The following is a 21,946-nucleotide window of genomic DNA, read 5'->3' on the forward strand; positions in this document are numbered from 1 at the left end:
CTGGTCCCCCTCCCCACGGGGTGGGGAGGAATTTTAGGAGTTTCACGCCACGCTCTCCGATCCGGCGATCGGTTCCACCCGCACGCGGCGCTTCTTCGCGGTCGCGATCAGGTAGATGCCGCCGGCGATCATCGGCAGCGTCAGCCACTGGCCCATATGCAAACCCGTCGCCTGTGCGAATTCGACCAGCTGCGCATCGGGTTCGCGCCAGAATTCGACGACGAAGCGCGACAGGCCGTAGCCGAGCAGGAACGCCCCCACCAGCTTGCCCGGCTGGTAGCGTGCGTCGGTCTTCCAGAACAGGAACCACAGGACGATGCCGAGCAGCAGCCCTTCGAAGCCGGCTTCGTAGAGCTGGCTGGGATGGCGCGCGGGGTCGAGACCACCGGCGACGGTACGCGGGAAGACAATTGCCCAAGGCACGTCACTCGGCCGCCCCCACAACTCCCCGTTCACGAAATTGGCGAGCCGGCCGAAGAACAGGCCGAACGGCGCGCAGCAGGCGACATAATCGTGGACGCGCAGCCAGTTGAGGCCATGCTTGCGCGACAGCAGGATGATACCGATCGCGGTGCCGATCACCCCGCCATGGAACGACATGCCGCCGTCCCACAGCCGCAATATCTTGATCGGATCGAGGATCATTTCGGGAGCGTAGAACAGGACGTAGCCGATCCGCCCGCCGAGGATGATGCCGAGCGTCGCATAGAAGACGAAGTCGTCGGCATGGCGCCGCGCCATCGGTGCGCCCGGCTGGTCGAGCAGCTTCAGCAGATACCACCAGCCGATCAGGATGCCGGCGATATAGGCCAGCGAGTACCATTTGAGCTGGAAGAAGCCGAGGTTCAGCGCGACCGGGTCCAGCCCGAGGTCGCTGTAGCGGATATGGCCCGCGGCCATGCCGATATTGCCGGCGGCGGTGGCGAGGGTGGATAGGATCAAGGGGAAACGCTCCGGCTGTGTGGCGGCGGGTAATATCGGGGAAGCGCGCGGGATGGAACAGTAGATCCTCCCCGGCACGGGGAGGGGGACCGCCGCGAAGCGGTGGTGGAGGGGGGTGTCGGCAAACGGGACGGCAGCGTTGGTGGCCAACCCCCTTCCGCCATGCTGCGCCCACGGCTCGCCCTGCGAGCCGACTTCGCGGCTGCGACTTGCCCCCGGCAAGTCGCTGATCGCCGCTACGTCCCCCTCCCCGTGCCGGGGAGGATTTGCTAGGGCACTCCGATGCCCGGACCTTCCACGCCCCGCATCACCCGCCGCAACCTGCTGATCGGCGGCGGGGCGGGCGTCGGACTGATCGTCGCATGGGGCCTGTGGCCGCGCCGCTACGGCGTCAATCTCGCCGCTGCCGAGGGCGAGAGCGTGTTCGGCGCGTATCTGAAGATCGGGAGCGACGGGCAGGTCACCGTCGCGGTGCCGCAGACCGAGCACGGGCAGGGCGTCTATACCGCCCTGCCGCAGATCGTCGCCGACGAACTGGGCGCAGACTGGCGCACCGTTGCGGTGGAGGCGGCACCGATCAATCCGCTTTACGCCAATCCGCTGGCGGCGGGCATCCTGTTCGGTGATGCGCTGGCGCTGCTTCCGCAAGCGACGCGCGCGACCCATGCCGAGCGGACCGCGCTGATGCTGACCGCCGGGTCGACGTCGGTCCGCCGGTTCGAGGTGCCGTTGCGCGAAGCGGGCGCGGCGGCGCGGGTGTTGCTGTGCAAGGCGGCGGCGCGCGGCTGGGGCGGCGACTGGCGCAGTTGCGGCACGGCCGACGGCTTCGTGGTGATGGGCGACCGGCGCGAACGCTTCGGGGTGCTGGCCGAACGCGCGGTGCGCGAGAGCCTGCCCGGCGGCGAGCTTCCCTTGCGTACCGGCGACGACAAGCGGTTGATCGGCACGCCCGCCCCCCGGCTCGACGCACCCGCCAAGGTCGATGGTAGCGCGACCTTTGCCGGTGACGTGCGCAAGCCCGGCATGGTCTTTGCCTCGATCCGGCAGGGACCGATCGGTGATGCGAAGCTGTTGAGCATCGACAAGAGCGCGGCGGCCAGCGTGCCGGGCGTGGTCAGCGTGATCGAGACCGAACGCTGGGTCGCGGCGGCGGCGACGACATGGTGGACGGCCAATCGCGCGGTCGATGCGATGGCGCCGCGCTTCGAAACCCATGGGCTGGTGGACGACCGCTCGATCGCCTCCGCACTAGACGCCGCATTGGCGGGGGAGGGGGCGCGGGTCCATGACGCGGGTGATATCGACGCGGCGTTTGCCGGCGGGCGGACCCAGACCGCGACGTACCGGGTCCGCGCCGCGCTCCATGCCGCGATCGAACCGACCAGCGCCACCGCCGAATGGAATGATGGCACGCTGACGCTGTGGATGCCCACGCAGGCGCCGACGCTGGCCCGCGCCGCCGCCGCCCACGCGATCGGCATCGGCGAGGATCGGGTGGTCCTGCACCCGACCATCGCCGGGGGATCGTTCGGCGCGAACCTCGACCACCGTGTCGCCGAACAGGTGGCGGTGCTGGCGCGGCGGCTGGAGCGTCCGGTGCAACTGACCTGGTCGCGGGGCGAGGATTGCCTTGCCGATCGTTATCGCACGCCCGCCGCCGCGCGGATGACGGCGCGGCTGGGGCGGGGTGGCAGCATTTTGGGCTGGCGGGCGCAGATCGCCGCGCCGCGCACGGGGCGCGATCTCGCGCGGCTGCTGCTGGGCGGCGACGTGGCGGCATCGCTGGCGATGGCGCTGCCCGGCGACCGGGGCGATGCGCTGGCGACCGAGGGCGCAGTGCCCGCTTATGGCGTGCCGAACGTCGCGGTCGATCACCATACCGCCGACTTGGGCCTGCCCGCCGGCTGGTGGCGGTCGGGGGCGCATAGCTATACCGCGTTCTTCACCGAATGTTTCCTCGACGAACTGGCCGGGTTTGCCGGGATGGAGGCGCATTCGTTCCGCATCGCCATGCTGGGCGGCGACGTCGCGCTCGCCCGCTGCCTGTCGACGGTCGCGACGATGGGCGGCTGGCAGGGCGGGGTGCCGGGCAGCGCGCAGGGCATCGCCTGTCACCGGATGCGCGGATCGGCGATCGCCTGCCTGGCGGAGGCGCATCTCGACGGGGGGCGGGTGAAGGTCGATCGGCTGGTCGTCGCGGTCGATTGCGGACGGATCATCAACCCCGATCTGGTGCGGCAACAGATCGAGGGCGGGCTGATCTTCGGCATGGCGCAGGCGATCGGGGCCGCGACCGGGTTCGATGCGAACCTGCCCGGCGTGCGGGGGTTCGGGGGACTGAACCTGCCACGGCTGGCCGACAGTCCCGAGATCATGATCGAACTGATCGAATCGGATGCCGATCCGGGCGGGGTCAGCGAATTGGCGGTGCCGGTCGTCGCCCCCGCCATCGCCAACGCGCTGTACGCCGCGACGGGGCGGCGCTATCGCACGCTGCCGCTGCTCGGGTGAAGGAAGAAGAGTGTTTTCGCGCAGAGGCGCAAAGGACGCAGTGAATGAGGTGCGCTTGGAAATGCTTCGCGCATCAGCGCCTTCTGTATTCGGTTGCAGCGGCCGAAGCGGTCTCCCGGTCGCGAAACGCCGGCCAATAACGCAACCCCTCTGCGCCCTTTGCGCCTCTGCGCGATAACAAACCTTCTTCGTCCCGGCACCTTCGCATGGACCAAATCCCCTTGCACCAAAGCCGAAGCTCGCGCGTTACACCGCGCCATGGACCTGCCGCCGAATCACCCCGCCATCCCGAAGCGCCGAGTCGGCGTGTTGCTGATGAACCTCGGCACGCCCGACGATCCCTCGCCGCGATCGGTGAAACGCTATCTCGCCGAATTCCTGTCCGACCGCCGCGTGGTCGAAATCCCGCCGATCGCGTGGCAGCCGATCCTGCGCGGCATCATCCTCAACACCCGGCCAAAGAAATCCGCCCATGCCTATCAGCAGGTATGGAGCGACCGGGGCTCCCCGCTCGCCGCGATCACCCGTGCGCAGTCGGAGGCGATGCAGGGCCAGTTTGGGGACGGGGTCGTGATCGACTGGGCGATGCGCTACGGCAATCCGTCGATCGCCAGCCGGATCGAAACGCTGCGGCAACAGGGGTGCGAGCGCATCCTGCTCGCGCCGCTCTACCCGCAATATTGCGCAGCAACGACCGCAACCGCCAATGACAAGGCATTCGCGCATCTTGCCAAACTGCGCTGGCAGCCAGCGATCCGGACCCTGCCACCCTATTATGACGACCCGCTCTATATCGACGCCTTGGTGACGACACTGCGCGAGGATCTGGCGAAGCTGGCCTTCGAACCCGATGCGATCGTCGCCAGCTTTCACGGCATGCCCCGGCGCACGCTCGAACTCGGCGACCCCTATCACTGCCATTGCCAGAAGACCGCGCGGCTGGTGGCGGAGGCGCTTGGCCGGCCGCTGACCGTCGCCTTCCAGTCGCGCTTCGGCCCAGCCAAATGGCTCGGTCCCGCCACCGATGAAACGCTGATCGAACTGGCGAAGGCGGGCAAGCACCGCGTCGCGATCTTCGCGCCCGGATTCTCGGCGGACTGTCTGGAGACGCTAGAGGAACTGGCCATCCGCGGCAAGGAAAGCTTCGAAGAAGCGGGCGGTACCGATTTCGCCTATCTTCCTTGCCTGAACGCCGAGCCGACAGGCAATAAAATGTTGCGCAACATTATCGCGCGCGAACTTGCGGGCTGGATCGACCCCGCCTAGCAGTAACGGAAATTGACCAGGAGAGAATGCATGGCACGGGTAGCGATCGTCACCGGCGGAACGCGCGGTATCGGCGAGGCGATCAGCCTCGCGCTCAAGGACATGGGCGTGACCGTTGCCGCCAACTATGCCGGCAATGACGAAAAGGCGAAGGCGTTCACCGAACGCACCGGCATCGCCGCGTTCAAATGGGACGTGGGCGATTTCGAAGCGACCCAGGCCGGCGTCAAGCAGGTCGAGGAAGCGATCGGTCCGGTCGACATCGTCGTCAACAATGCCGGCATCACCCGCGACGGCACGTTGCTGAAGATGACCTACGACATGTGGGACGACGTCATCCGCACCAACCTCGGCGGCTGCTTCAACCTTGCCAAGGCGACCTTCCCCGGCATGCGCGACCGCAAATGGGGCCGCATCGTCAATATCGGGTCGATCAACGGACAGGCGGGCCAGTACGGCCAGGTCAACTATGCCGCCGCCAAGTCGGGCATCCACGGCTTCACCAAGGCGCTGGCACAGGAAGGCGCGCGGTTCGGCGTGACCGTCAACGCGATCGCGCCGGGCTATATCGACACCGACATGGTCGCGGCGGTCCCGGCGGACGTGCTCGAAAAGATCGTGGCAAAAATCCCGGTCGGACGTCTGGGTCAGGCGAGCGAGATTGCGCGCGGCGTCGCCTTCCTGTGTTCGGAAGAGGGCGGGTTCGTGACCGGCTCGACGCTGAGCATCAACGGCGGCCAGCACATGTATTGATCGCGATCCGGCGGGGGCCCGCCGGTTCGATAATGACGAAGCGCCCCGGTCAACCACCGGGGCGCTTTTTTGTGTGCGGGTGTCGTGTCGAAGGAGAATGTGCACTGCGGACGGACATCGTCTGAGCGCAGCGGATTTGCGCCGGACGTGGGTTCGGCCGGGAAGATACAGGTCGGGCGGGTTCGATGCCGGGAAGGTCGTCGGCCGCAAGCGCCACATCGCCGTCGACACCGGTACGAGGCTGCTGATTGTCGCCGTACGAACCTTGATAGCGCTAGAGTTGGCGGCATGACGCCTATGTATCCCAGCGCGCTCGCAGAGGCCCGACGCCGCGCCCGCATTGGCCAGTCGTCGCGCTACATCGCCTACGCCATGGGCGTGAGCCACGACGATGTGCGCCGGTGCGTCCGACCCCTTGCAGTTCGGGGCAGGCTTCACGATCACCGCAGTCACGGGCGTCGCGACCGATGACTTCGATCCTGATCTGTCCGGGGCGGGCGGCTGTGCTGCCCATGGACGCGATGCTGGCCGCTATCCCGCAGTTCCCCCGCCCGGCGCTGAACCGGCTGGTGGGGCGCATGATCGATCGCCTCGACGAAATGGACGGCGACCCGGACCTCGAACCGGACGCCGGCGACGAAGACACCCACGACCAGGAGAAGACCGACGACTAGGGCGGTTTCCGATCAGTCTGCATCGTATCCGGCGTTGGCGAAGTAGTTGGCGCACTCCTGTGGCGAGTATAGGTCGAGAATGCGGCCGATGGCGTCCCACAGGCCGTGGATAGTGCGTTCGGCGGCCTTTCGCAGGTGTGCTTTGAGCTTGGAGAATGCCTGCTCGATCGGGTTGAAGTCGGGGCTGTAGGGCGGAAGGAAGAGTAGCCTGGCGCCGGCCGCTTCGATGGCGTTGCGCGCGGCGGGTGCCTTGTGGCTCGACAGGTTGTCCATGATGACGATGTCGCCGGGTGAGAGGCCGGGCACCAGTATCTGGCGAACATAGGCAACGAACGCATCACGGTTGATCGGGCCGTCGAGCACCATCGGCGCCACCATGCCGGTGCGGCGCAGACCGGCGATGAGGGTGGTGGTCTTCCAGTGTCCGTGGGGTACGCTCGAGCGCAGCCGCTCGCCGCGCCGACAACGACCGTGGCGACGCGCCATGTTGGTCGACGCCCACGTCTCGTCGATGAAGACCAGGCGTTCGGGATCGAGATCGAGCTGCCCATCGAACCATTCTTCCCGGCGCTTCAGGACGTCGGGACGGTCCTGCTCGGTGGCGTGCGCGGTCTTTTTTTGCGCGTGATCCGATGCCGGTCGAAGAACCGCCACAGCGTCCCGATCCCGACCGGCGTGCCGCGCTCGGCGAGCAGCACCTGCAACTCGACCAGCGTGATGTCGTCCTTCGCCTTGATCGCGGCGAGGATAAAGGCGGCGTGCGCGTCGATCCTGGCCGCACGACGGTCGCCGCCCTGCGGCTTGGCTGCCGGCGTGCCGTGCTGAACGACCAGTTGCCGCCAGCGGATCGCGCTTGCCGCGCTGACACCGAACCGTGCTACCGCAGCACGGCATGACATCCCGCCATCAATCGCGGCGATCACTCGCTCCCGAAGATCCTGTGACAGCACTCGCGGCATCGTTGCCGGCCTCCTGACCCGGCCAAAAGCCTGAATCAGAAAACCGCGCCCGTGTGAATCCTCAACGATTCAAAAGGGCCGGAAACCGCTCTAGCCATGCGGGCGATAGCGCCCCAGTCCGCCGCCCGCCGTTCCCACTGATTGATCCTCGGTCGGCGGGTACCGGCCGTACCCATCACTTCCACGATAGCTTGGCGTTGTCAGAGCGCTTCGGAGACGGATGGTGATTGCCGATCTATCGGCGGGCGTTCCCGTCGCTCCGGTCTGCGGTGGCGGTCCGGAATGACGGTTGGGCGCAACGCCGTGGCATGCGGTGACGTGCTCCCCGGAAATCATGCCATTGATAAGTTAGCTCGTTAGATGGAGACGAGCGATGCGGCGAGGCCGTTTTACTGAGGATCAGATCATAGGCGTGCTGCGTGAGCACGAGGCTGGCGTGAAGACCGCCGAGTTGTGCCGGAAGCACGGCACCAGCGATGCGACGTTCTACAATTGGAAGTCGAAGTACGGCGGAATGACCGTGTCGGAAGCGGCGAGGTTACGAACGCTGGAGGACGAGAACCGGCGGCTGAAGAAGCTGCTGGCGGAATCGATGCTGGACGTGTCGGCGCTGAAGGGTCTGCTGGGAAAAAACTGACCCGGTCTGTGGATCGCTACGCTGCGGTGGAGAAGCTGATGACCGACCACGGCTTTTCCGAGCGTCGCGCCTGCAGGCTGGTCGGGGTCAACCGGTCGGCGTGGCAATATGAGCCGCTTCGCGGAAAGGATGATGCTGTCCGCGAGCGGATGCGCGAGCTCGCCAACGAGCGTCGCCGGTTCGGTTATCGCCGGCTTGCGATCCTGCTCAGGCGCGAAGGCAAGGGCATGAACCTGAAGAAGTGTACCGGCTGTATCGCGAGGAGCGGCTGACGGTGCGCAAGCGTGGCGGCCGGAAACGGGCGTTGGGCACGCGAGCGCCGATGGCGATCCCGCAGGAACCCAATCAGCGCTGGTCGCTCGACTTCGTATCGGATGCGTTGGCCTGCGGCCGGCGGTTCCGCGTGCTCAACGTCATCGACGACTACAGCCGGGAATGCCTGGCATGCATCGTCGACACTTCGTTGTCAGGCCGGCGTGTCGTCCGCGAACTCACCGCCATCGCCGACCGTCGCGGGCTGCCGTGCATGGTGGTCAGCGACAACGGCACCGAACTGACCAGTCATGCCGTGCTCGCCTGGTGCCAGGACACCGGCGTCGAGTGGCATTACATTGCGCCCGGCAAGCCGCAGCAGAACGGCTTCGTAGAATCGTTCAATGGTCGCTTGCGCGACGAATGTCTGAACGAGCACCTGTTCCCCTCGCTGGCTGCGGCGAGACGGATCATTGAGGCATGGCGCACGGACTACAACACCGTGCGTCCGCACAGCAGCCTCGGCGGCATGGCACCCGCCGACTTCACCAACCGCCCTCGCCACGGGCATGAGGACACCGAAGCTAACTTATCGGCGGCCTGAAAATGGGGAGCACGTCACCGCTGGCCTTGTCGGTGAACAGCCTCTCGCAGCCAGCTTTCGTCAACGCCTCGGTCTGCAAGGTCAGGTCCTGGTCCGTAGTGGAGACACGGGCATATCCGATCAGCATCATCGTTCGTCCTTGCCGTCCTACGGCACCGATGCACGATCTTTGCCGTGGATTGCTCTTCATATGGACGACCGCCGAGCTTCTCGGTTCAGACGCAATCGAGAAAATGTCGGCCTTCTCGATCGCCGTTCGGGATGGGACCGCACCCAACTACTGTCTATCGGCCACCTTGGCCAAAGCGCTCGCCGCTACTCGCGTGCAGGTACCGGCCGAGCGAACACCAGCAGCGCGTTGGCGACCGGTCGCTCGCGACCGGCTATGCCGGTATGGATCGGGCGGTTGAGAACGACAGCTCCCGTGCCTTCCGCTATCGCTAGGGTGGACGAACCCCCGCCGTCGAAGCTCATCGCATCGCTGGCACCCAGTTGGCGGAACAGCGCGAGCAGCGCGGCATTGTCGGCACCCATGCTGTACCCCTTCTGCCGACCGTCGACGACCACGATCCACGCCCGTCGTCGATCCACCGACAGGCCGATGGCGGTACGGGGACCTTTCCCGCCTTCGGCCGCGAGCGCGCGATGGAGGGGCACGACGCGCCCACCCTGCAACAGGTGCGGGCCGGCGGCAATGGCGTCGCGGGTGCCCGCCGGGCAGTGCTGCCCGGCACGGATATCGATATGACGGCCCAGGCACAGGATCGCCGAAACCCGCAGGTCCTGGTCGATCTCGATCGCCGAGGCGACGTGTCCGCCCCCGATGGCCGCCCCCGACACCGACGCCGGCTCGCCTTCGTGCGGGTAGTAATCGTCGCTCTGGGGCGACCCGCCGAAGAAGGGCAGGAAGTAACTGGCATTGACCGCGACCTGGGCGTGATTGGCGATCAGGTGGCGGCGCACGCTATGCGCGACATATTCCATGCCCCGCGATCGGTCAGGAGGCGTTACGCCCAACCCGACGCCTGGACGCGTCAGGTCGAGGGTGACGATATGGATCGCCATCGGTTCGTTGGCGGCAGCTACGCGCCGTTCCTGCCGATAGGTAACGCCGTCGAACAGCGGTTTGTCGGCGGACGGGGTGGCAGGAGCCTGCCACGCCGCCGCAACCGTGAGCAGGGCGAGGCGGACGCTCACAGCTTCACCGCCGCGCCGAGCCAGAACTGGCGACCGAAGAAATTCTGGTCGCGCGTGCCGTAGCCGTCGAAATTCTCGCGGTGCGCGTTGGTGGCGTTGCGGACCTCGCCCATGACCTGGATCGTCCCGAAGGTCAGGCGCGTCTGCAGATCGAGCTGGTCGAACGGCTGATCGTAGCGGTTGGTGAGCGGTGCCGTCGGGCTGATCGAGGTATATTGCCGCCCGATATGCGCATAGCTCGCCCGCGCCTGGAGCCAGTCGCGCTGATAGAAGAGCGCGGCATTGCCCTGGAACTCGGGCTGCTGGGTCAGCCGGTCGAAGCTGCCGCCATCGGGGAAGCGCGACTTGCCGTTGAGATAGGTCGCGTTCAACGAAACACCGAAATCGGCGAGCGGGCCGGGCAGGAAGCGCAGCTTGTTGACGACGACCGCCCCCTCAACGCCGAAAACGCGCGATCCGGCGAGGTTCTGCGGCTGGGTCATCTGATAGGTGGTGCCGTCGATCACCGTGCCGCCGGCCGCGCGCGAATAGATGTCGTCGCGAATGTCCTTGTAGAAGGTCGCGAGCGAGATCAGCCCCGCATCGCCCGGCATGTAATATTCGAGGCTCGCGTCGAAGTTCTGCGCCACTCGCGGGCGCAGGTCCGGATTGCCCCGCGTCAGCACCAGCGTGGTCTGGTTCAGCGTCTCGTTGGTGCCCAGGTCGCTGGGGCTGGGCCGGCCGATCGCCTTGTAATAGGCCAGCCGCAGCTTGAACGGATCGGACAGGTCGTAATTAAACGTCGCCGAGGGCAGCCAGCTTTCATAGTCCGAGCCGCGGCGCAGCGGGATCAGCGTGTTGCCGGCGACACGGAAGCCGTCGATCGTCGTCTCGGTATCCTCGTAGCGGATGCCGGTGATGAGACTGTGGCGATCGCCGGTGTGACGCAGCAGCACATAGCTCCCCATCACCTTCTCGCCGACGATATAGTCGGACCGGCGCTCGTTGAGCGCGGTCTGCGCGGCGTTCAACGTGAAACGCGTCGGGTTCTCGGTAAAATAGCGCTGGAACGCCGCGAAATCGAGCAGCGGCTGCGGGCGGCTCTGCCCGCCGGTGTAGAGCGGCGACCAGCGGTCGGGCAGGACGAAAGTGGCGGCGGTCGGCGTGGTGCCGGTGGCCGGCCCCCACACCGCCTGTCGCGTGTCGAAGTCGCGCGTCGCCGCGCGATACTTCAGCCCGGCACCGATCCCGAGGCCGCGATCCTGCGCGGTATCGCGATAGCCCCAGTCGAACTGCCCCTCGCGCACCATGTCCACCGAGCGGTCGCGGTACGGCGTGTAGGAGGCGAACGTGTAATTGGCGGGATTGGTGAAGGTCGCCGAATTGTCGAGCACCGCGATCGGCACGCCGCCGGCCATCGTCTGGCTATAGGCGTTGGCGGCGCTGGTCGGCAGGTTGAACTGCAGCTGGTTTGACGCTTCGAGGAACATCGCGCGCGACCAGCTGCCGCGCACCGCCGCATGATGGCCATCGTCGCCGGTCCACTTCACCTTGCCCTGCGCGACGTAAAGCGGCTTTTCGAGCGGGAAGTCGTTGAAGCGCAGGAAGCCGCCCGCGGTGTTGACCCGCGCGGTCCCGTTCGTGGTGCGGGCGGTGTCGACCGTGCCGCGCGTCAGCTGCTGCTGGTGACGAAGCTCGTTGTCCGATTGTTGGAAATAGGTGGCCGAAACCTCGGCCTGCACGCGCGGGTCCGGATGCCATTCGAGCTTCGCGGTCCCGCCGTAGCGGTCGACCGTATTGGGATAGGCGGCGGAGATGATCCCGCTGGCGACGGGGACGCCGTTGACCAGCGTATAGCCGGTGGGGTTGAGGCGCTCCTGATCGCGGCGCTTGCGACTGTAGGCGCCGGTCACCACCAGCCCCCAGCTCTCGTCGGCGCCGAACCGGGTCGCGAAGGTCGCGTCCGCGCGATAGTTGAGGCCGTCGTCGGAGGGGCGGTTGAATCCCTTGCCCGGCACGCTCTGGCTGTCCGACGTGCCGATGAAGGCGTTGCCCACGAAGGTGCGGATGCCGCGATCGAACGCGGACCGGCTGAGCAGGTTGACGATCCCGCCGATCGCATTGCCCTCGACATCGGGCGTGCGCGACTTGATGACCTCCAGCCCGGCGACGGCGGTCGTCGGGATCGCTTCCATGTTGAGCTGGCGGTTCTGCCGCTCGGCGGTGGCCAGCACCGCCCCGTCCAGCGTGCCGACGGTGAAGTTCGGGTTCATCCCGCGGATGCCGACATAGCGGCCCTCGTCCTCGTCGAAGACGGTGGTGACGCCGGGCAGGCGGCGGAAGCTGTCGGAAATGTTGTAGTCGGGCTGCTGCCCGATCTCGTCGCTGGCGAGGAACTCGCCGATCCGGTCGTTGTCACGCTTGGCGGCGATCGCCTGTGCGTTCTGGCGCGCATAGCCGGTGACGACGATGTCGTTCGCCGTATCCGGCGACGCCGGTGCAGGCGCCTCCTGCGCAAGCGCGGACGCCGGAATGACTGCGGCGGAAAGCAGGATCGCCCGCCAGGTCGTGGTGGATCGCAACATCGTCATACCCCCTTGAATCAGCAACGTGAGCGTCATTTAATCACTATAGGTGACATGAAGATGACGGCGTAGCACGGATCGGTCGTGCGGCCGGGTTGGGGATGGACGATGTTGATAATGATGGCCTTTTTGCTAAGTGCGGCCGGATCCGCGAACCAACTTGCTTATGCCTGCGGCGGCGATCAGGTGCGCGAATTGCGAATCGGAGCGGGCGGCGCGGCGGAGACATGGCGCTGGACGGCGAGCGACGCGACGGATCTGCCGGCCGACTATCGCGAGCAGATGCTGGCCCATATCGACGAGTGCAAGCCCTTGGACGACGGTCGCGCAATCCTCGTCACGGCATCGACCGGCGGGGCGGTTCTGATCGATCGTGCGACCGGGCGCGTGACCTTCCGCGCGCGGGTGCCGATGGCGCATTCGGCGGACCTGCTGCCGGGCGGACGCATCGCCATCGCGCTGTCGATCGCCACCGACGGCGATCGCCTCGAGCTCTATGACCGGCGACGCAGCGAGCAGGTGATCCAGACGCTGCCGCTCCCCTCGGGGCATGGCGCAGTGTGGGACGCCCGGCGACAGCGGCTGTTCGCGCTGTCGCACGATCTGGTGCAGGCGTTCCGCCTCACCGGGCGCGGGGACGCCGCGCGGCTGCGAGAGACTGCGCGCTGGACGCTGCCGGGGCGGCGCGACGGGCACGACCTGTCGCCGGGCGGCGATGGCCGCTATTACGTGACCACCGATGACGGCGCATGGCGGTTCGATCCCGATGACGGCAGTTTCACGCTTTATGCGCCGCTCAACCCTGCGCTGCGGGTGAAGTCGGTGAGCGCGGCAGGCGATCGGATCGCTTGGGTCCAGGCCGAGCAGAGCTGGTGGGCCGGCGGTTTCACGGTGATGGCGGCCGATGGCCGTGACCGGCGCCGCGTCCCGCTTGACGGCATCCACCTCTACAAGGTGCGGTGGCGATGATGAGTCCGCAGGTGGCGCACGGTGCCTATTATGCGGCGCATGTGGCCAAGAGCCTGATGTGGGCCGCTGGCGATCTCATCACCATCTATGCGCTGGTCAGCCTCTATGGTCTCGATCCCGCGCTTGCCGGGTGGCTGTTCCTGGTCGGTCTGGTCGCCAGTGCCGGTGCGGACCTGATGGTCGGGGCGTGGCTGGATCGGCGTCCCGGTGGCACGCCCCGCCTGGCCGCCGACGGACTCCTGCTCGCGGCGCTCGCCTTTCCCCTGACCATCGCGGCCGCGCCGTTCGGGTGGGCCGCGCTGCTGGCGGCGACGCTGGCCTTCCGGCTCGGCTATGCCGCGTATGACGTCCCGCACAATGCGTTACTGTCGCGTCTTGCCGCCGATCTGCCGGCTGCGACCCGCTTGTCGCGGGGACGGACGCTCGGCACCGGCGCGGCGGCGATGATCGTTGGTGCGGGACTGCATTGGTTGAATGATCGCGCGACGATCCCCTGGCTTCTTGGCGATCTGGCGCTCGCCGCGCTGCTGGGCGGTGCGGCGTTGCTGCCGCTGCTGACCCGTCTGTCGGGGACACCGCGAGGGATGGAGGTCGCCGCGTCGCCTAGCCTGCCGTGGCGCTTCCTCACCGGCAGCGTCGCCGGCATGATCGCTCTGGCGGCGATTGGAAAAGGCGCCATGCATCTGCCGCCGACGCGGGAAAGCCCGGATGCCGGAACGATACTGATTCTGCTGACCGCCGGCCGGACGGTCATCGTGCTGTTGCCGTTCGGGATGCCGGACGCGCGGCGGGGGCTGAGGCTGCTCGCGGGGCTGTACGCGGCAGCGGCGCTGGTCGGGCCGTTGCTGGTGGCCGTCGGGGGTGCGACGCTGCCCTTTCTGCTCGGCGTGATGCTGGGCGCGACGAACCTAGTCGGATGGGCCTTGTTGCCGCGCCTGGCGTCGGGAGTGGGCGGCTATGCCCGCTACACGATGGTCAGCAAGCTGGCGTTGGGCGGCGCGGGACTGTGGATGACTGCGGTGTTGGGCGGACAGAGCAGCTTCACGCCTGCCGCGCTGGCGATCCTTGTCGGCGGGGCGGCGGCGGGATGCCTCGTCGCGGCGTGGCTGTTGATGCCGTCGCGCTTGACAAATGCGCCCGCGCACGGCGCAAACGTCGAATGACCGATTGTTACGCCGGTGCGTTTTCCTCCCGCTTCCTGCGTGCCGATGGTCAACGGACGACGACCGCGAACGAGCGGGTGGTGCTCTCCCTCCTGTCGCGGCGTGGGGCCGCCTCGCGGGCCGAGCTCGCGCGGGTTACCGGACTCGCGCCGCATTCGGTCGGCCGGCTGATCGAACCACTGATCGAACGCGGGCTGGTGATGGAGGGCGCGCGCGAGATCGCGGGGCGGGGCAAGCCGGGTGCGCCGCTGCGGTTGAACCCCGACGCGGCTTTTTCAGCGGGCGTCTCGGTCATGACGGATGCGATGACGCTCGCCCTAGTGGACCTTGCCGGAGCTGTCCGCGCCAGCGTCTCCGCCCCGCTCGAGCGCGACGACTTCGATGCTGGCGCGCGCCAGATCGCGGCCATGATCGATGGCGCGATCACGCAGGCTGGGCTCGATCCTATGCGTCGCCTGGGAACCGGGGTCGGCGTCACCGGCTATTTCATCGGCGACGGTGCGCGGCTCAACCCGCCTGCCGCGCTCGACTCGTGGGCGTTGCGCCCACTCGACACCTTGCTGGCCGAAGCGCTGAGCGACGCCGTCTGGGTCGATAATGACGGCAACGTCGCCGCGGTCGGCGAGGCGATGCTGGGAGCGGGGCGCACCTGCCCGGACTTCGCCTATCTGTATTTTGCCGCGGGGTTCGGGGGCGGGGTCATAGCGCGGGGCGCCCCCTTGCGGGGCGCAAGCGGCAATGCCGGTGAGTTCGCATCGGTCCTGCCGGAAGGATGGTATCAGCCGAACCTGGAGAATCTGCGGCGGCACCTCGCCGAGCATGGCATGGTCTTCGACGGGCTGCGGACGATGCTGCGCGATGTCGATTTCACCGTGCCGGCGGTGGACGCGTGGCTCGATCGCTGCACGCCGTCGCTGAACCTCGTCGTCTCCGCCATCTTCGCCGCGCTCGACCCCGCAATGATCGTCCTGGGCGGCCGGCTTCCCCCGGACCTCGCCGAACGCATGATCGCGAGGGTTCACGTCACCAACCCCGCGCGGCGGGACCACCACCGCCCCATGCCGCGCCTGGTGCCATCGACGATCGGCAGCGACGCCGCCGCGATCGGTGCGGCAATGCTCCCGACCCGGGCCGCGTTCTTCCAATAGTCGGCATGACAACCACAGCCGATTACTGCCGCGAAGAGATTTATACCTTCGCGGCACGCGCCACAGCCCCGGCGCAAGGCTTCCGCCAAAGGTTCATAGCATTACAGTTGCGTTCTTGATCGGACATGTGCCCGTTGAGCGGCGGCTTGATGGGCACGTCGCCAGCATGACCATGCGATGACGTGACAAGGCTGGATGCGCCGCTGGGCCAGCCGGATGACGACACGGCGGATTTCCTGGACGGACCTGCGGATCAACTCCGTGGTTTCGTCCAAGGTCTTTTGAGGGCGCGGCATTGGGTCGACAGCGAAACCCGCCCGTAACTCGACAGTCCGTTGCGATCCGCGAACGCTGTGATGAACCGGTCCGGATCGCTCGTTTGCGCGGCGTTTCGGCAGACTTTGACGATCTCCGGCACCTGCCACGCCGCGCGTTGTTCCGCCACACCAACTTCTTCCCCGGCTGGTAGGCGAAGGTAGATGTCCGCCAACAATCGTTCGGGGGTTTGGAGCGAGAAGATGAGTAACGACAGCATAACCCGGTATGGCATGGCTCATATTCGATCGCGAGCGGCAATTCGTTCTGTGATGGCAGTCTTACGGTTCGCGAAAGTTCGAAGTAAAAAAGTACGTCAACTTATGTTTCCTCGACGACATCCGGCGGCCGGCCGTTGTAGCGATGAATTTGCGCGCAACGTCTTCGCCGATCGAGGCACGAAGCGCAAATAGCGCGACCATACTTGCCGTCGCAGGTTCGGCGTTACCGGTCGATCGCTGAAATGGCCCCATGCTTTCGCCGATTTGCCATCGGGATGCTCGGGCCACGGGCGTGCCATTGGCCGTTGCAAACCAAGTTTCGATGGCAACAAAGTGTTACCAATCTGCAACGGAAACGACACTGTGTGGTCATTCTTCTAAAAAGACGTATTGACACCTGAGCAAAAAAAGCAGCCTATTGATCGTATACAGATCTGTGAATCGTAAGTGTTTTGTTGCGGTAATACAGTAAATGCGGCTTGAGAGGGCCGTGAATACACAAACGGGGCAATACAATGATGATGAATGCTGTAATGCGGCGTCGCCGCAAACCCTTCCTGCTGTCTGTTGCACTTGGGCTGCTCACTGGGGCGGGGGCTATCGTTCCGGTAAGTGGCGCCGCTGCACAGGGTTTTTCCAACGTCGAGGCGAGCGGTACTGTCGTCGACCCGGATGGAAAACCAATTGCCGAAGCACGCGTAATCGTCCGCTCCAACGCACAGGGCTTCACGCGTGATACGACGACGACGCGCGAGGGCACCTTCAGCATTCCGGAACTTCCGCCGGGCAGCTACCAGTTCACCGTCGAGGCACCCGGCTTTACCACCTACAGCGAAGCGCGCGTCCAACTCTCGATCGGTTCCGCAACCAACCGTTTCGTTCTCGATCGCGCCGGCGATAACCAAGACGTCGACATCGTCGTCAGCGGTCGTCGCGTAGCCTCGGCGGACTTCGATCGTACGACGACGGGTCTCGTCGTCGACGTGGCCGACATTGCGCAGCGTATTCCGGTCGCTCGCGATCTTCAGGCCGTATTGCGCTTGGCACCGGGTGCCAACGCCGGTTCGGGCGCGTTCGGCGGATTGACCTCGGTGGCCGGCGGTGCCGTTTCCGAAAACGCCTATTATGTGAACGGGCTGAACGTCACCAACTTCCGCAACTATCTGGCGCCGGTCGCCATTCCGTTCGACTTCTACCAGACCATCGAAGTCAAGACGGGCGGATATGCCGCCGAATTCGGTCGAACGACCGGCGGCTTCACCAACGCCACCACCAAATCCGGCACCAACGATTTGCACGGCGCGATCCGCTTCAACTGGGAACCGAACGATTTCCGCTCGATTACGCCGGACACGCGCGGCTCGGTGAACGGCAACAGCCGTTTCGACCGGATCGATTTCATTGCCGAACTTGGCGGCCCGATCATTCATGACCGGCTGTTCGTCTATGGCCTGTATCAGTCGCGGAGCATCACGAGTGTCACCGCCGGCCGCCAGTATTTCGATGATAGCGACACCTATCTCGGAACATCGCGCAACTTCTTCCGGGATACGTCGCCATTCTATGGTGCTAAGGTCGATGCGATCATCACCGATGGTCACCGTCTCGAAGGTACCTTCTGGAGCACCAAGGGTAGAAGTCGTTCCTTCACCTACGGAAATACGCAAAGCGACGCCAATCGTTATGATTACATCCGTAACATCGACGGTCCGTTCTCGAGCAGCCTGACCTCGGAATATGGCGGGAAGAACTATGTCGGTCGCTACACCGGCGTGTTCACCGACTGGCTGACCGTTTCCGCGCTCTATGGTCGCAACGAGAATATCAGTCTGACCCAGTCGTTCAACCCGCAAGGCTTGTCGCTGCCGCCGGTGAACGATGCTCGCAACCCTGCCCGCGTCGTCGGGCTGACGACTCCGGGCGGCGCCCGTTTCGAAGCCGAAGACGTTCGCAAACAGTATCGCGCCGACGCCGAGATCCGCTTCGATGCGTTCGGGTCGCACCACCTGCGGTTCGGTTACGACCGCGAAGAGCTATTTTCCTATCAAAGTTCGGTCGGTGACGGTGGTGGCGTCGGCTATCGCATCATTCGCGCCGCCGCCAACGATCCGCGCGGTCAGGCCGTCGGCACCGATTACCTGCGGACCCGGACGTACAACATTATCGGCGGATTCAATTCGCTGAACGACGCCTTCTACCTTCAGGATAGCTGGACGTTGATGGAAGGCCGACTGGTGCTGAACCCCGGCATCCGCAACGACCGGTTCAGCAACGACAATGCCGAAGGCACGACGTTCTACAAGTCCGGCAATCAGTGGGGACCGCGCCTCGGCTTCATCTTCGACCCGGTCGGGGAGCAGACGGACAAGATCTTCGGCAGCTTCAGCCGGTTGTTCATCCCGGTTGCATCGAACACGAACATCCGCCTGACCGGTGGCGAGCTTTATTTCGATCGCTACACGCAGTTCGGTGGGCTGGGTGCAAACAACGTGCCCATCGCCGGTGCCCCGCTCGTGTATTCCGCCGGTGCGCTCTGCCCGGATACGGGTACCCGTTCGTGCACGATCTTCTCCGACGGCAGCCCGCGGGACGCGTCGACGCAGGTTGCGCAAGGGCTGAAGCCCCAGTCCGTCGACCAGTATCAGCTCGGCTATGAAAAGCGGCTGGGGTCGTGGCGCTTCCGTGCGTTCTACACGCAGGCCAAGCTGAACGAGGTGCTGGAAGACATCGCGATCGACGCCGCCGTGCGCGATTATTGCACCGCGCAGGGGGTGACAGGCTGCGGCAACATCTGGGGCGGTTTCCACCAATATGTGCTGGCCAATCCGGGACAGGGCGCACGCATCACCCTGTCCGATCCGATCGCGGGAGAATCTACGCTTCGCACGGTCGATTTTACTGCCCAACAACTGGGCTATCCACGCGCGGAGCGTACGCACAAGTCCGTCACGCTCGAAGTACGCCGCGACTTCGACGGCATCTGGAGCCTCGAAGGGTCATATGTCTTCGGTCGTACGATCGGCAACTATGAAGGCGGGGTGAAGACCGACAACGGGCAAAGCGATACTGGCCTGACCACCGACTTCGACCAGCCGGGCTTGACCAACGGACTGTTCGGTCGATCGCCGAACAACCGCGATCATGTGTTGAAGCTGTTCGGTAGCTACCGTGTGCTGCCGTTCATGACGATTGGCGCAAATACCACGGTCACGTCGCCGCGCAGCTTCGGCTGTATCGGCCGCGTGCCGGCATCGATCGACCGCTTCGCCGGTGACTATGGTGCTGCCGGGGCCTATTGCCAGGTCAACCCGGATGGTTCGATCAATACGAACCGCGACGTCACTCGCCCGTCCGCGCTGATCCCGCGCGGTTCGGTGTTCAAGAGCGACTGGCTGGTGCAGAACGATCTGGACGTTCAGATCAACGGGACCGTCGGGACGGCGGACGCATATGTGCGGCTGTCGGTATTCAACGTCCTTAACCTCCGCGCCAAACTAAACTTCAACGAGTATGGCACCGATGGCGAGGGCGTTGCATCGCCGCTATACCGTGACGTCACCCAGTATCAGAGCGCTCGATCGGCTCGTATTCAGGCTGGCATAAACTTCTGATCAATCGGAAGCGTTGAGGGGGTAGGGCAGTCTTGCTCTGCCCCCTTTCGCCATTGAAGCCACAACAGAACCTATGCTGTTCCCTGCCCTTTGTTACGACGGGTAGCGGAAAACCGGCGCTCGAACCGTCATCGCGGAAGCGTCATGGGGGCGCTGCAACGCGAGCAACTTGTCCATATCTTCCCTTAGCCGGATATCGACTTCCTCCCGCCGCCGGATCCTTTTCATTGCCTTCTGTTGGAGCGGCGTGACCAACTCGTTCGGATCACATTTCACCATCGTGAAGCCGTTGCCTGCGCGGCATGATCGGTCTGGTAAACGAGAAATACGCCAACGACGCTTCGATCTTTACCGCCCGCGACCGCCGCGGGAACGCTGCCAACGGCTATTGGAATGGCGGCCCCGTTCCTTTCGGTTACGAATCGCGCGTGATCGTGACTGACGGCGGCAAGGGCCGCAAGAAGCTTTTCACCGCAGAAAACGATGCGGCAGTTGTCCGGCTCATCTATGATCTCGCCGAGGTGGGACTCACCGGTCGGCCCATGGGAACGCGGGCGATTGCCGCGCACCTGAGCGCTAACGGTTACACACTCCGCGGCAAGCCGTTCTACCATAGCAACGTCGACGGCATCCTCACGCGGCAGCATTACGGTGGTTTCTATCGCGATCGCACGATAGACACGAAAGGCATCAAGCCACCAGAAGCCGAGGCGATCGTAGTTACATGCCCGCAGATCGTCGCATCCGATCAGATCGCCCGCGTTGCCGCCATTCGCGCCGGGGCAGCACCCTCCGTCACACCGCCGAGGATCACGAATTCACCCGTTATGCTGGGCGGTATCGCGACGTGCGGTCATCCCGAGTGTGGCTCCGGCATGGTGCTGCGCACCGGCAAGGGCGGCGCCTACCGCTATTATGTCTGCAATCGCAAGGCGATGGCGGGAGCAGCAAGTTGCCCGAGCAAGGCGATCTGCGAAGATGCGCTCGACAACATCGTGCTCGACGGACTCCTTGGTCGCGTCCTGCAGCCCGAACGACTGAAGGTGCTTCTGGCGGAAGTTCTCGATCGGTCGGACGACGCCGAAAAGCGCCGGAAGGACGATCTCGATCGTGTACGCCGCGAGCGGATCGCAGCCGAGGGGCGGCTGCGTCGCCTCCTTGAACTGGTAGAAGGTTTGATGAGCCCGCGCGACCCGATCTTTGGCGACAAGCTCGCTGAGGTCCGCGCCTCGATCACCGCACTGACCGAAACCGAGCGCAGCCTGCAGACCCAGCTAGGCACGGGCAACCGCCTCGTAGACGAAGCCGCAGTCGAACGATTTGGTGCGATGCTCCGCGCCGAAATTCTTGGGGAGAACGCGGAACTGCGGCGTTCCTACGTGCGGATGCTGGTCGGCGACGTTTCGGTCAACGACAACGAGATCGTCATCGCTGGCTGCACGGCCGTGCTTGAAGCGGCAGCGACCAAGGGAGATATGACCGGCGCAACCGCAGTTCGCGGTTTTGACCGGAAGTGGTGCCCACAATCGGAGCACTATCGAACCAGCTTTTCCCGGTTTTGGAAAGCTGGAATGCGATCTTGAAGGCCGGATCGATCCGCCATCCAATTGCCAACGACACGAGCAAGCCGCGCAAATCCCCCCGGACCAAGCGAGCCTCCCGAATAGGAGGCTGATATGGAAAAGCGGCCTTCCACTCTCTTCGTTTCGCTACGGCTGACATTTGAGGAGAAGGCCCGCCTCCAAACGGACGCGGCGGACATGCCCGTGTCTGAATATATGCGGTGGCGGTTGTTCGATCCGGGCAATCCGCCGCCGCGTCGGCGGAGCAAAGCTCCCGTCAAGGATCAGAAGGCCTTGGCGCAGGCCATCGGCCTTCTGGGCCAATCGCGCCTATCGTCGAACCTCAACCAGCTTGCCCGGTCGGCGAATACGGGAAGCTTGCCCGTCACCCCGGATACGGAAGCCGCGCTGCTGGAAGCAGTGGCAGAAATCCGCGAAATCCGCCGCCTGCTGATCGAAGCCCTGAACCTTGAGGTGGATTGATGATCCTCAAGGGTTCGCAACGCAGCGGCGCGAAACAGTTAGGCCAACATCTTGACGTGACCCCGGTCTTTCATCCAGCGGCAACCAGAGACCGACCGTGGTTTTCGCGCATAAG

14 protein-coding genes and 3 pseudogenes are annotated in these 21,946 nt (G+C 65.2%); 12 read left to right on the top strand and 5 right to left on the bottom strand.

What is annotated here, in order from left to right; translation table 11 throughout:
• Positions 1–42: 42 nt before the first annotated feature.
• Positions 43–942 carry a prolipoprotein diacylglyceryl transferase gene (lgt, locus tag ASE59_RS06130; protein ID WP_056453748.1) on the bottom strand — a complete coding sequence of 300 codons (900 nt, stop codon included), beginning with the start codon at positions 940–942 and terminating at the stop codon, positions 43–45.
• A gap of 282 nt (positions 943–1,224) precedes the next feature.
• Between lgt and ASE59_RS06135 the strand changes: the two genes are divergently transcribed.
• The 5 genes and pseudogenes from ASE59_RS06135 (at position 1,225) to ASE59_RS06150 (ending at position 6,146) form a co-directional block, all read left to right on the top strand.
• On the top strand, positions 1,225–3,453 hold the full coding sequence (locus tag ASE59_RS06135) for a xanthine dehydrogenase family protein molybdopterin-binding subunit (protein ID WP_056453751.1): 2,229 nt from the start codon (positions 1,225–1,227) through the stop codon (positions 3,451–3,453).
• 258 nt (positions 3,454–3,711) lie between these two features.
• Positions 3,712–4,719: a ferrochelatase gene (hemH, locus tag ASE59_RS06140; protein WP_056453754.1), complete on the top strand. Its 1,008-nt coding sequence runs from the start codon at positions 3,712–3,714 to the stop codon at positions 4,717–4,719.
• A 30-nt stretch (positions 4,720–4,749) separates the two neighbouring features.
• The gene (gene phbB / locus ASE59_RS06145; RefSeq protein WP_056453758.1) at positions 4,750–5,472 is read left to right on the top strand and encodes an acetoacetyl-CoA reductase; all 723 of its coding nucleotides are present in this window, start codon (positions 4,750–4,752) and stop codon (positions 5,470–5,472) included.
• A gap of 169 nt (positions 5,473–5,641) precedes the next feature.
• Positions 5,642–5,725: pseudogene (locus ASE59_RS19515) on the top strand (IS5/IS1182 family transposase); the annotation flags it as partial.
• A 214-nt stretch (positions 5,726–5,939) separates the two neighbouring features.
• On the top strand, positions 5,940–6,146 hold the full coding sequence (locus ASE59_RS06150; protein WP_056453761.1) for a hypothetical protein: 207 nt from the start codon (positions 5,940–5,942) through the stop codon (positions 6,144–6,146).
• 12 nt (positions 6,147–6,158) lie between these two features.
• On the opposite strand, the gene ASE59_RS06155 is transcribed toward ASE59_RS06150, so the two are convergent.
• Positions 6,159–7,105, bottom strand: a protein-coding gene (locus ASE59_RS06155; RefSeq protein ID WP_156359900.1) for an IS630 family transposase whose coding sequence is annotated in 2 segments (ribosomal slippage) — positions 6,159–6,769 and positions 6,769–7,105 — 948 coding nt in all. Because the reading frame shifts where the segments join, the coding sequence is not laid out codon by codon here.
• A 373-nt stretch (positions 7,106–7,478) separates the two neighbouring features.
• Between ASE59_RS06155 and ASE59_RS06170 the strand changes: the two are divergent.
• A pseudogene (locus ASE59_RS06170) lies at positions 7,479–8,598 on the top strand (IS3 family transposase).
• Positions 8,599–8,614: 16 nt separating this feature from the next.
• Here the strand turns inward: ASE59_RS06170 and ASE59_RS19045 are convergent.
• The 3 genes and pseudogenes from ASE59_RS19045 to ASE59_RS06180 all read right to left on the bottom strand — a co-directional run.
• A pseudogene (locus tag ASE59_RS19045) lies at positions 8,615–8,725 on the bottom strand (recombinase family protein); the annotation flags it as partial.
• A 188-nt stretch (positions 8,726–8,913) separates the two neighbouring features.
• Positions 8,914–9,795 carry a phosphodiester glycosidase family protein gene (locus ASE59_RS06175; protein ID WP_056453773.1) on the bottom strand — a complete coding sequence of 294 codons (882 nt, stop codon included), beginning with the start codon at positions 9,793–9,795 and terminating at the stop codon, positions 8,914–8,916.
• A complete protein-coding gene (locus ASE59_RS06180) occupies positions 9,792–12,359 on the bottom strand; it encodes a TonB-dependent receptor (protein ID WP_162235272.1) in 2,568 nt (855 codons plus the stop codon). The genes ASE59_RS06175 and ASE59_RS06180 overlap by 4 nt, the downstream gene beginning before the upstream one ends.
• A 120-nt stretch (positions 12,360–12,479) precedes the next feature.
• On the opposite strand from ASE59_RS06180, the gene ASE59_RS06185 reads away from it, so the two are divergent.
• The 6 genes from ASE59_RS06185 (at position 12,480) to ASE59_RS06215 (ending at position 21,831) form a co-directional block, all read left to right on the top strand.
• A complete protein-coding gene (locus tag ASE59_RS06185) occupies positions 12,480–13,328 on the top strand; it encodes a DUF6528 family protein (RefSeq protein WP_235515665.1) in 849 nt (282 codons plus the stop codon).
• Positions 13,325–14,491, top strand: a complete 1,167-nt coding sequence (locus tag ASE59_RS06190) for a hypothetical protein (protein WP_156359901.1) — start codon at positions 13,325–13,327, stop codon at positions 14,489–14,491. Before ASE59_RS06185 ends, ASE59_RS06190 begins: the two co-directional genes overlap by 4 nt.
• Positions 14,488–15,639: an ROK family transcriptional regulator gene (locus tag ASE59_RS06195; RefSeq protein WP_056453785.1), complete on the top strand. Its 1,152-nt coding sequence runs from the start codon at positions 14,488–14,490 to the stop codon at positions 15,637–15,639. Before ASE59_RS06190 ends, ASE59_RS06195 begins: the two co-directional genes overlap by 4 nt.
• 1,051 nt (positions 15,640–16,690) lie before the next feature.
• Positions 16,691–19,786 (top strand): TonB-dependent receptor, encoded by a 3,096-nt coding sequence (locus tag ASE59_RS06200; protein ID WP_056453788.1) that lies wholly within the window; start codon positions 16,691–16,693, stop codon positions 19,784–19,786.
• 302 nt (positions 19,787–20,088) lie between these two features.
• Positions 20,089–21,369 carry a recombinase family protein gene (locus ASE59_RS06210; RefSeq protein ID WP_056453794.1) on the top strand — a complete coding sequence of 427 codons (1,281 nt, stop codon included), beginning with the start codon at positions 20,089–20,091 and terminating at the stop codon, positions 21,367–21,369.
• A gap of 93 nt (positions 21,370–21,462) precedes the next feature.
• The gene (locus ASE59_RS06215; RefSeq protein WP_056453797.1) at positions 21,463–21,831 is read left to right on the top strand and encodes a plasmid mobilization relaxosome protein MobC; all 369 of its coding nucleotides are present in this window, start codon (positions 21,463–21,465) and stop codon (positions 21,829–21,831) included.
• Positions 21,832–21,946: the final 115 nt, after the last annotated feature.

Source organism: Sphingomonas sp. Leaf10 (assembly GCF_001421245.1).
Classification (GTDB): Bacteria; Pseudomonadota; Alphaproteobacteria; order Sphingomonadales; family Sphingomonadaceae; genus Sphingomonas.

Bases quoted from the DNA above. Each gene is read 5' to 3' on its own strand.
- ASE59_RS06185 (WP_235515665.1), top strand. From the start codon at position 12,480: ATGGCCTTTTTGCTAAGTGCGGCCGGATCCGCGAACCAACTTGCTTAT.
- ASE59_RS06215 (WP_056453797.1), top strand. From the start codon at position 21,463: ATGGAAAAGCGGCCTTCCACTCTCTTCGTTTCGCTACGGCTGACATTT.
- hemH (WP_056453754.1), top strand. From the start codon at position 3,712: ATGGACCTGCCGCCGAATCACCCCGCCATCCCGAAGCGCCGAGTCGGC.
- ASE59_RS06195 (WP_056453785.1), top strand. From the start codon at position 14,488: ATGACCGATTGTTACGCCGGTGCGTTTTCCTCCCGCTTCCTGCGTGCC.
- ASE59_RS06150 (WP_056453761.1), top strand. From the start codon at position 5,940: ATGACTTCGATCCTGATCTGTCCGGGGCGGGCGGCTGTGCTGCCCATG.
- ASE59_RS06135 (WP_056453751.1), top strand. From the start codon at position 1,225: ATGCCCGGACCTTCCACGCCCCGCATCACCCGCCGCAACCTGCTGATC.
- ASE59_RS06190 (WP_156359901.1), top strand. From the start codon at position 13,325: ATGATGAGTCCGCAGGTGGCGCACGGTGCCTATTATGCGGCGCATGTG.
- ASE59_RS06180 (WP_162235272.1), bottom strand. From the start codon at position 12,359: ATGTTGCGATCCACCACGACCTGGCGGGCGATCCTGCTTTCCGCCGCA.
- ASE59_RS06210 (WP_056453794.1), top strand. From the start codon at position 20,089: ATGATCGGTCTGGTAAACGAGAAATACGCCAACGACGCTTCGATCTTT.
- ASE59_RS06200 (WP_056453788.1), top strand. From the start codon at position 16,691: ATGATGATGAATGCTGTAATGCGGCGTCGCCGCAAACCCTTCCTGCTG.
- phbB (WP_056453758.1), top strand. From the start codon at position 4,750: ATGGCACGGGTAGCGATCGTCACCGGCGGAACGCGCGGTATCGGCGAG.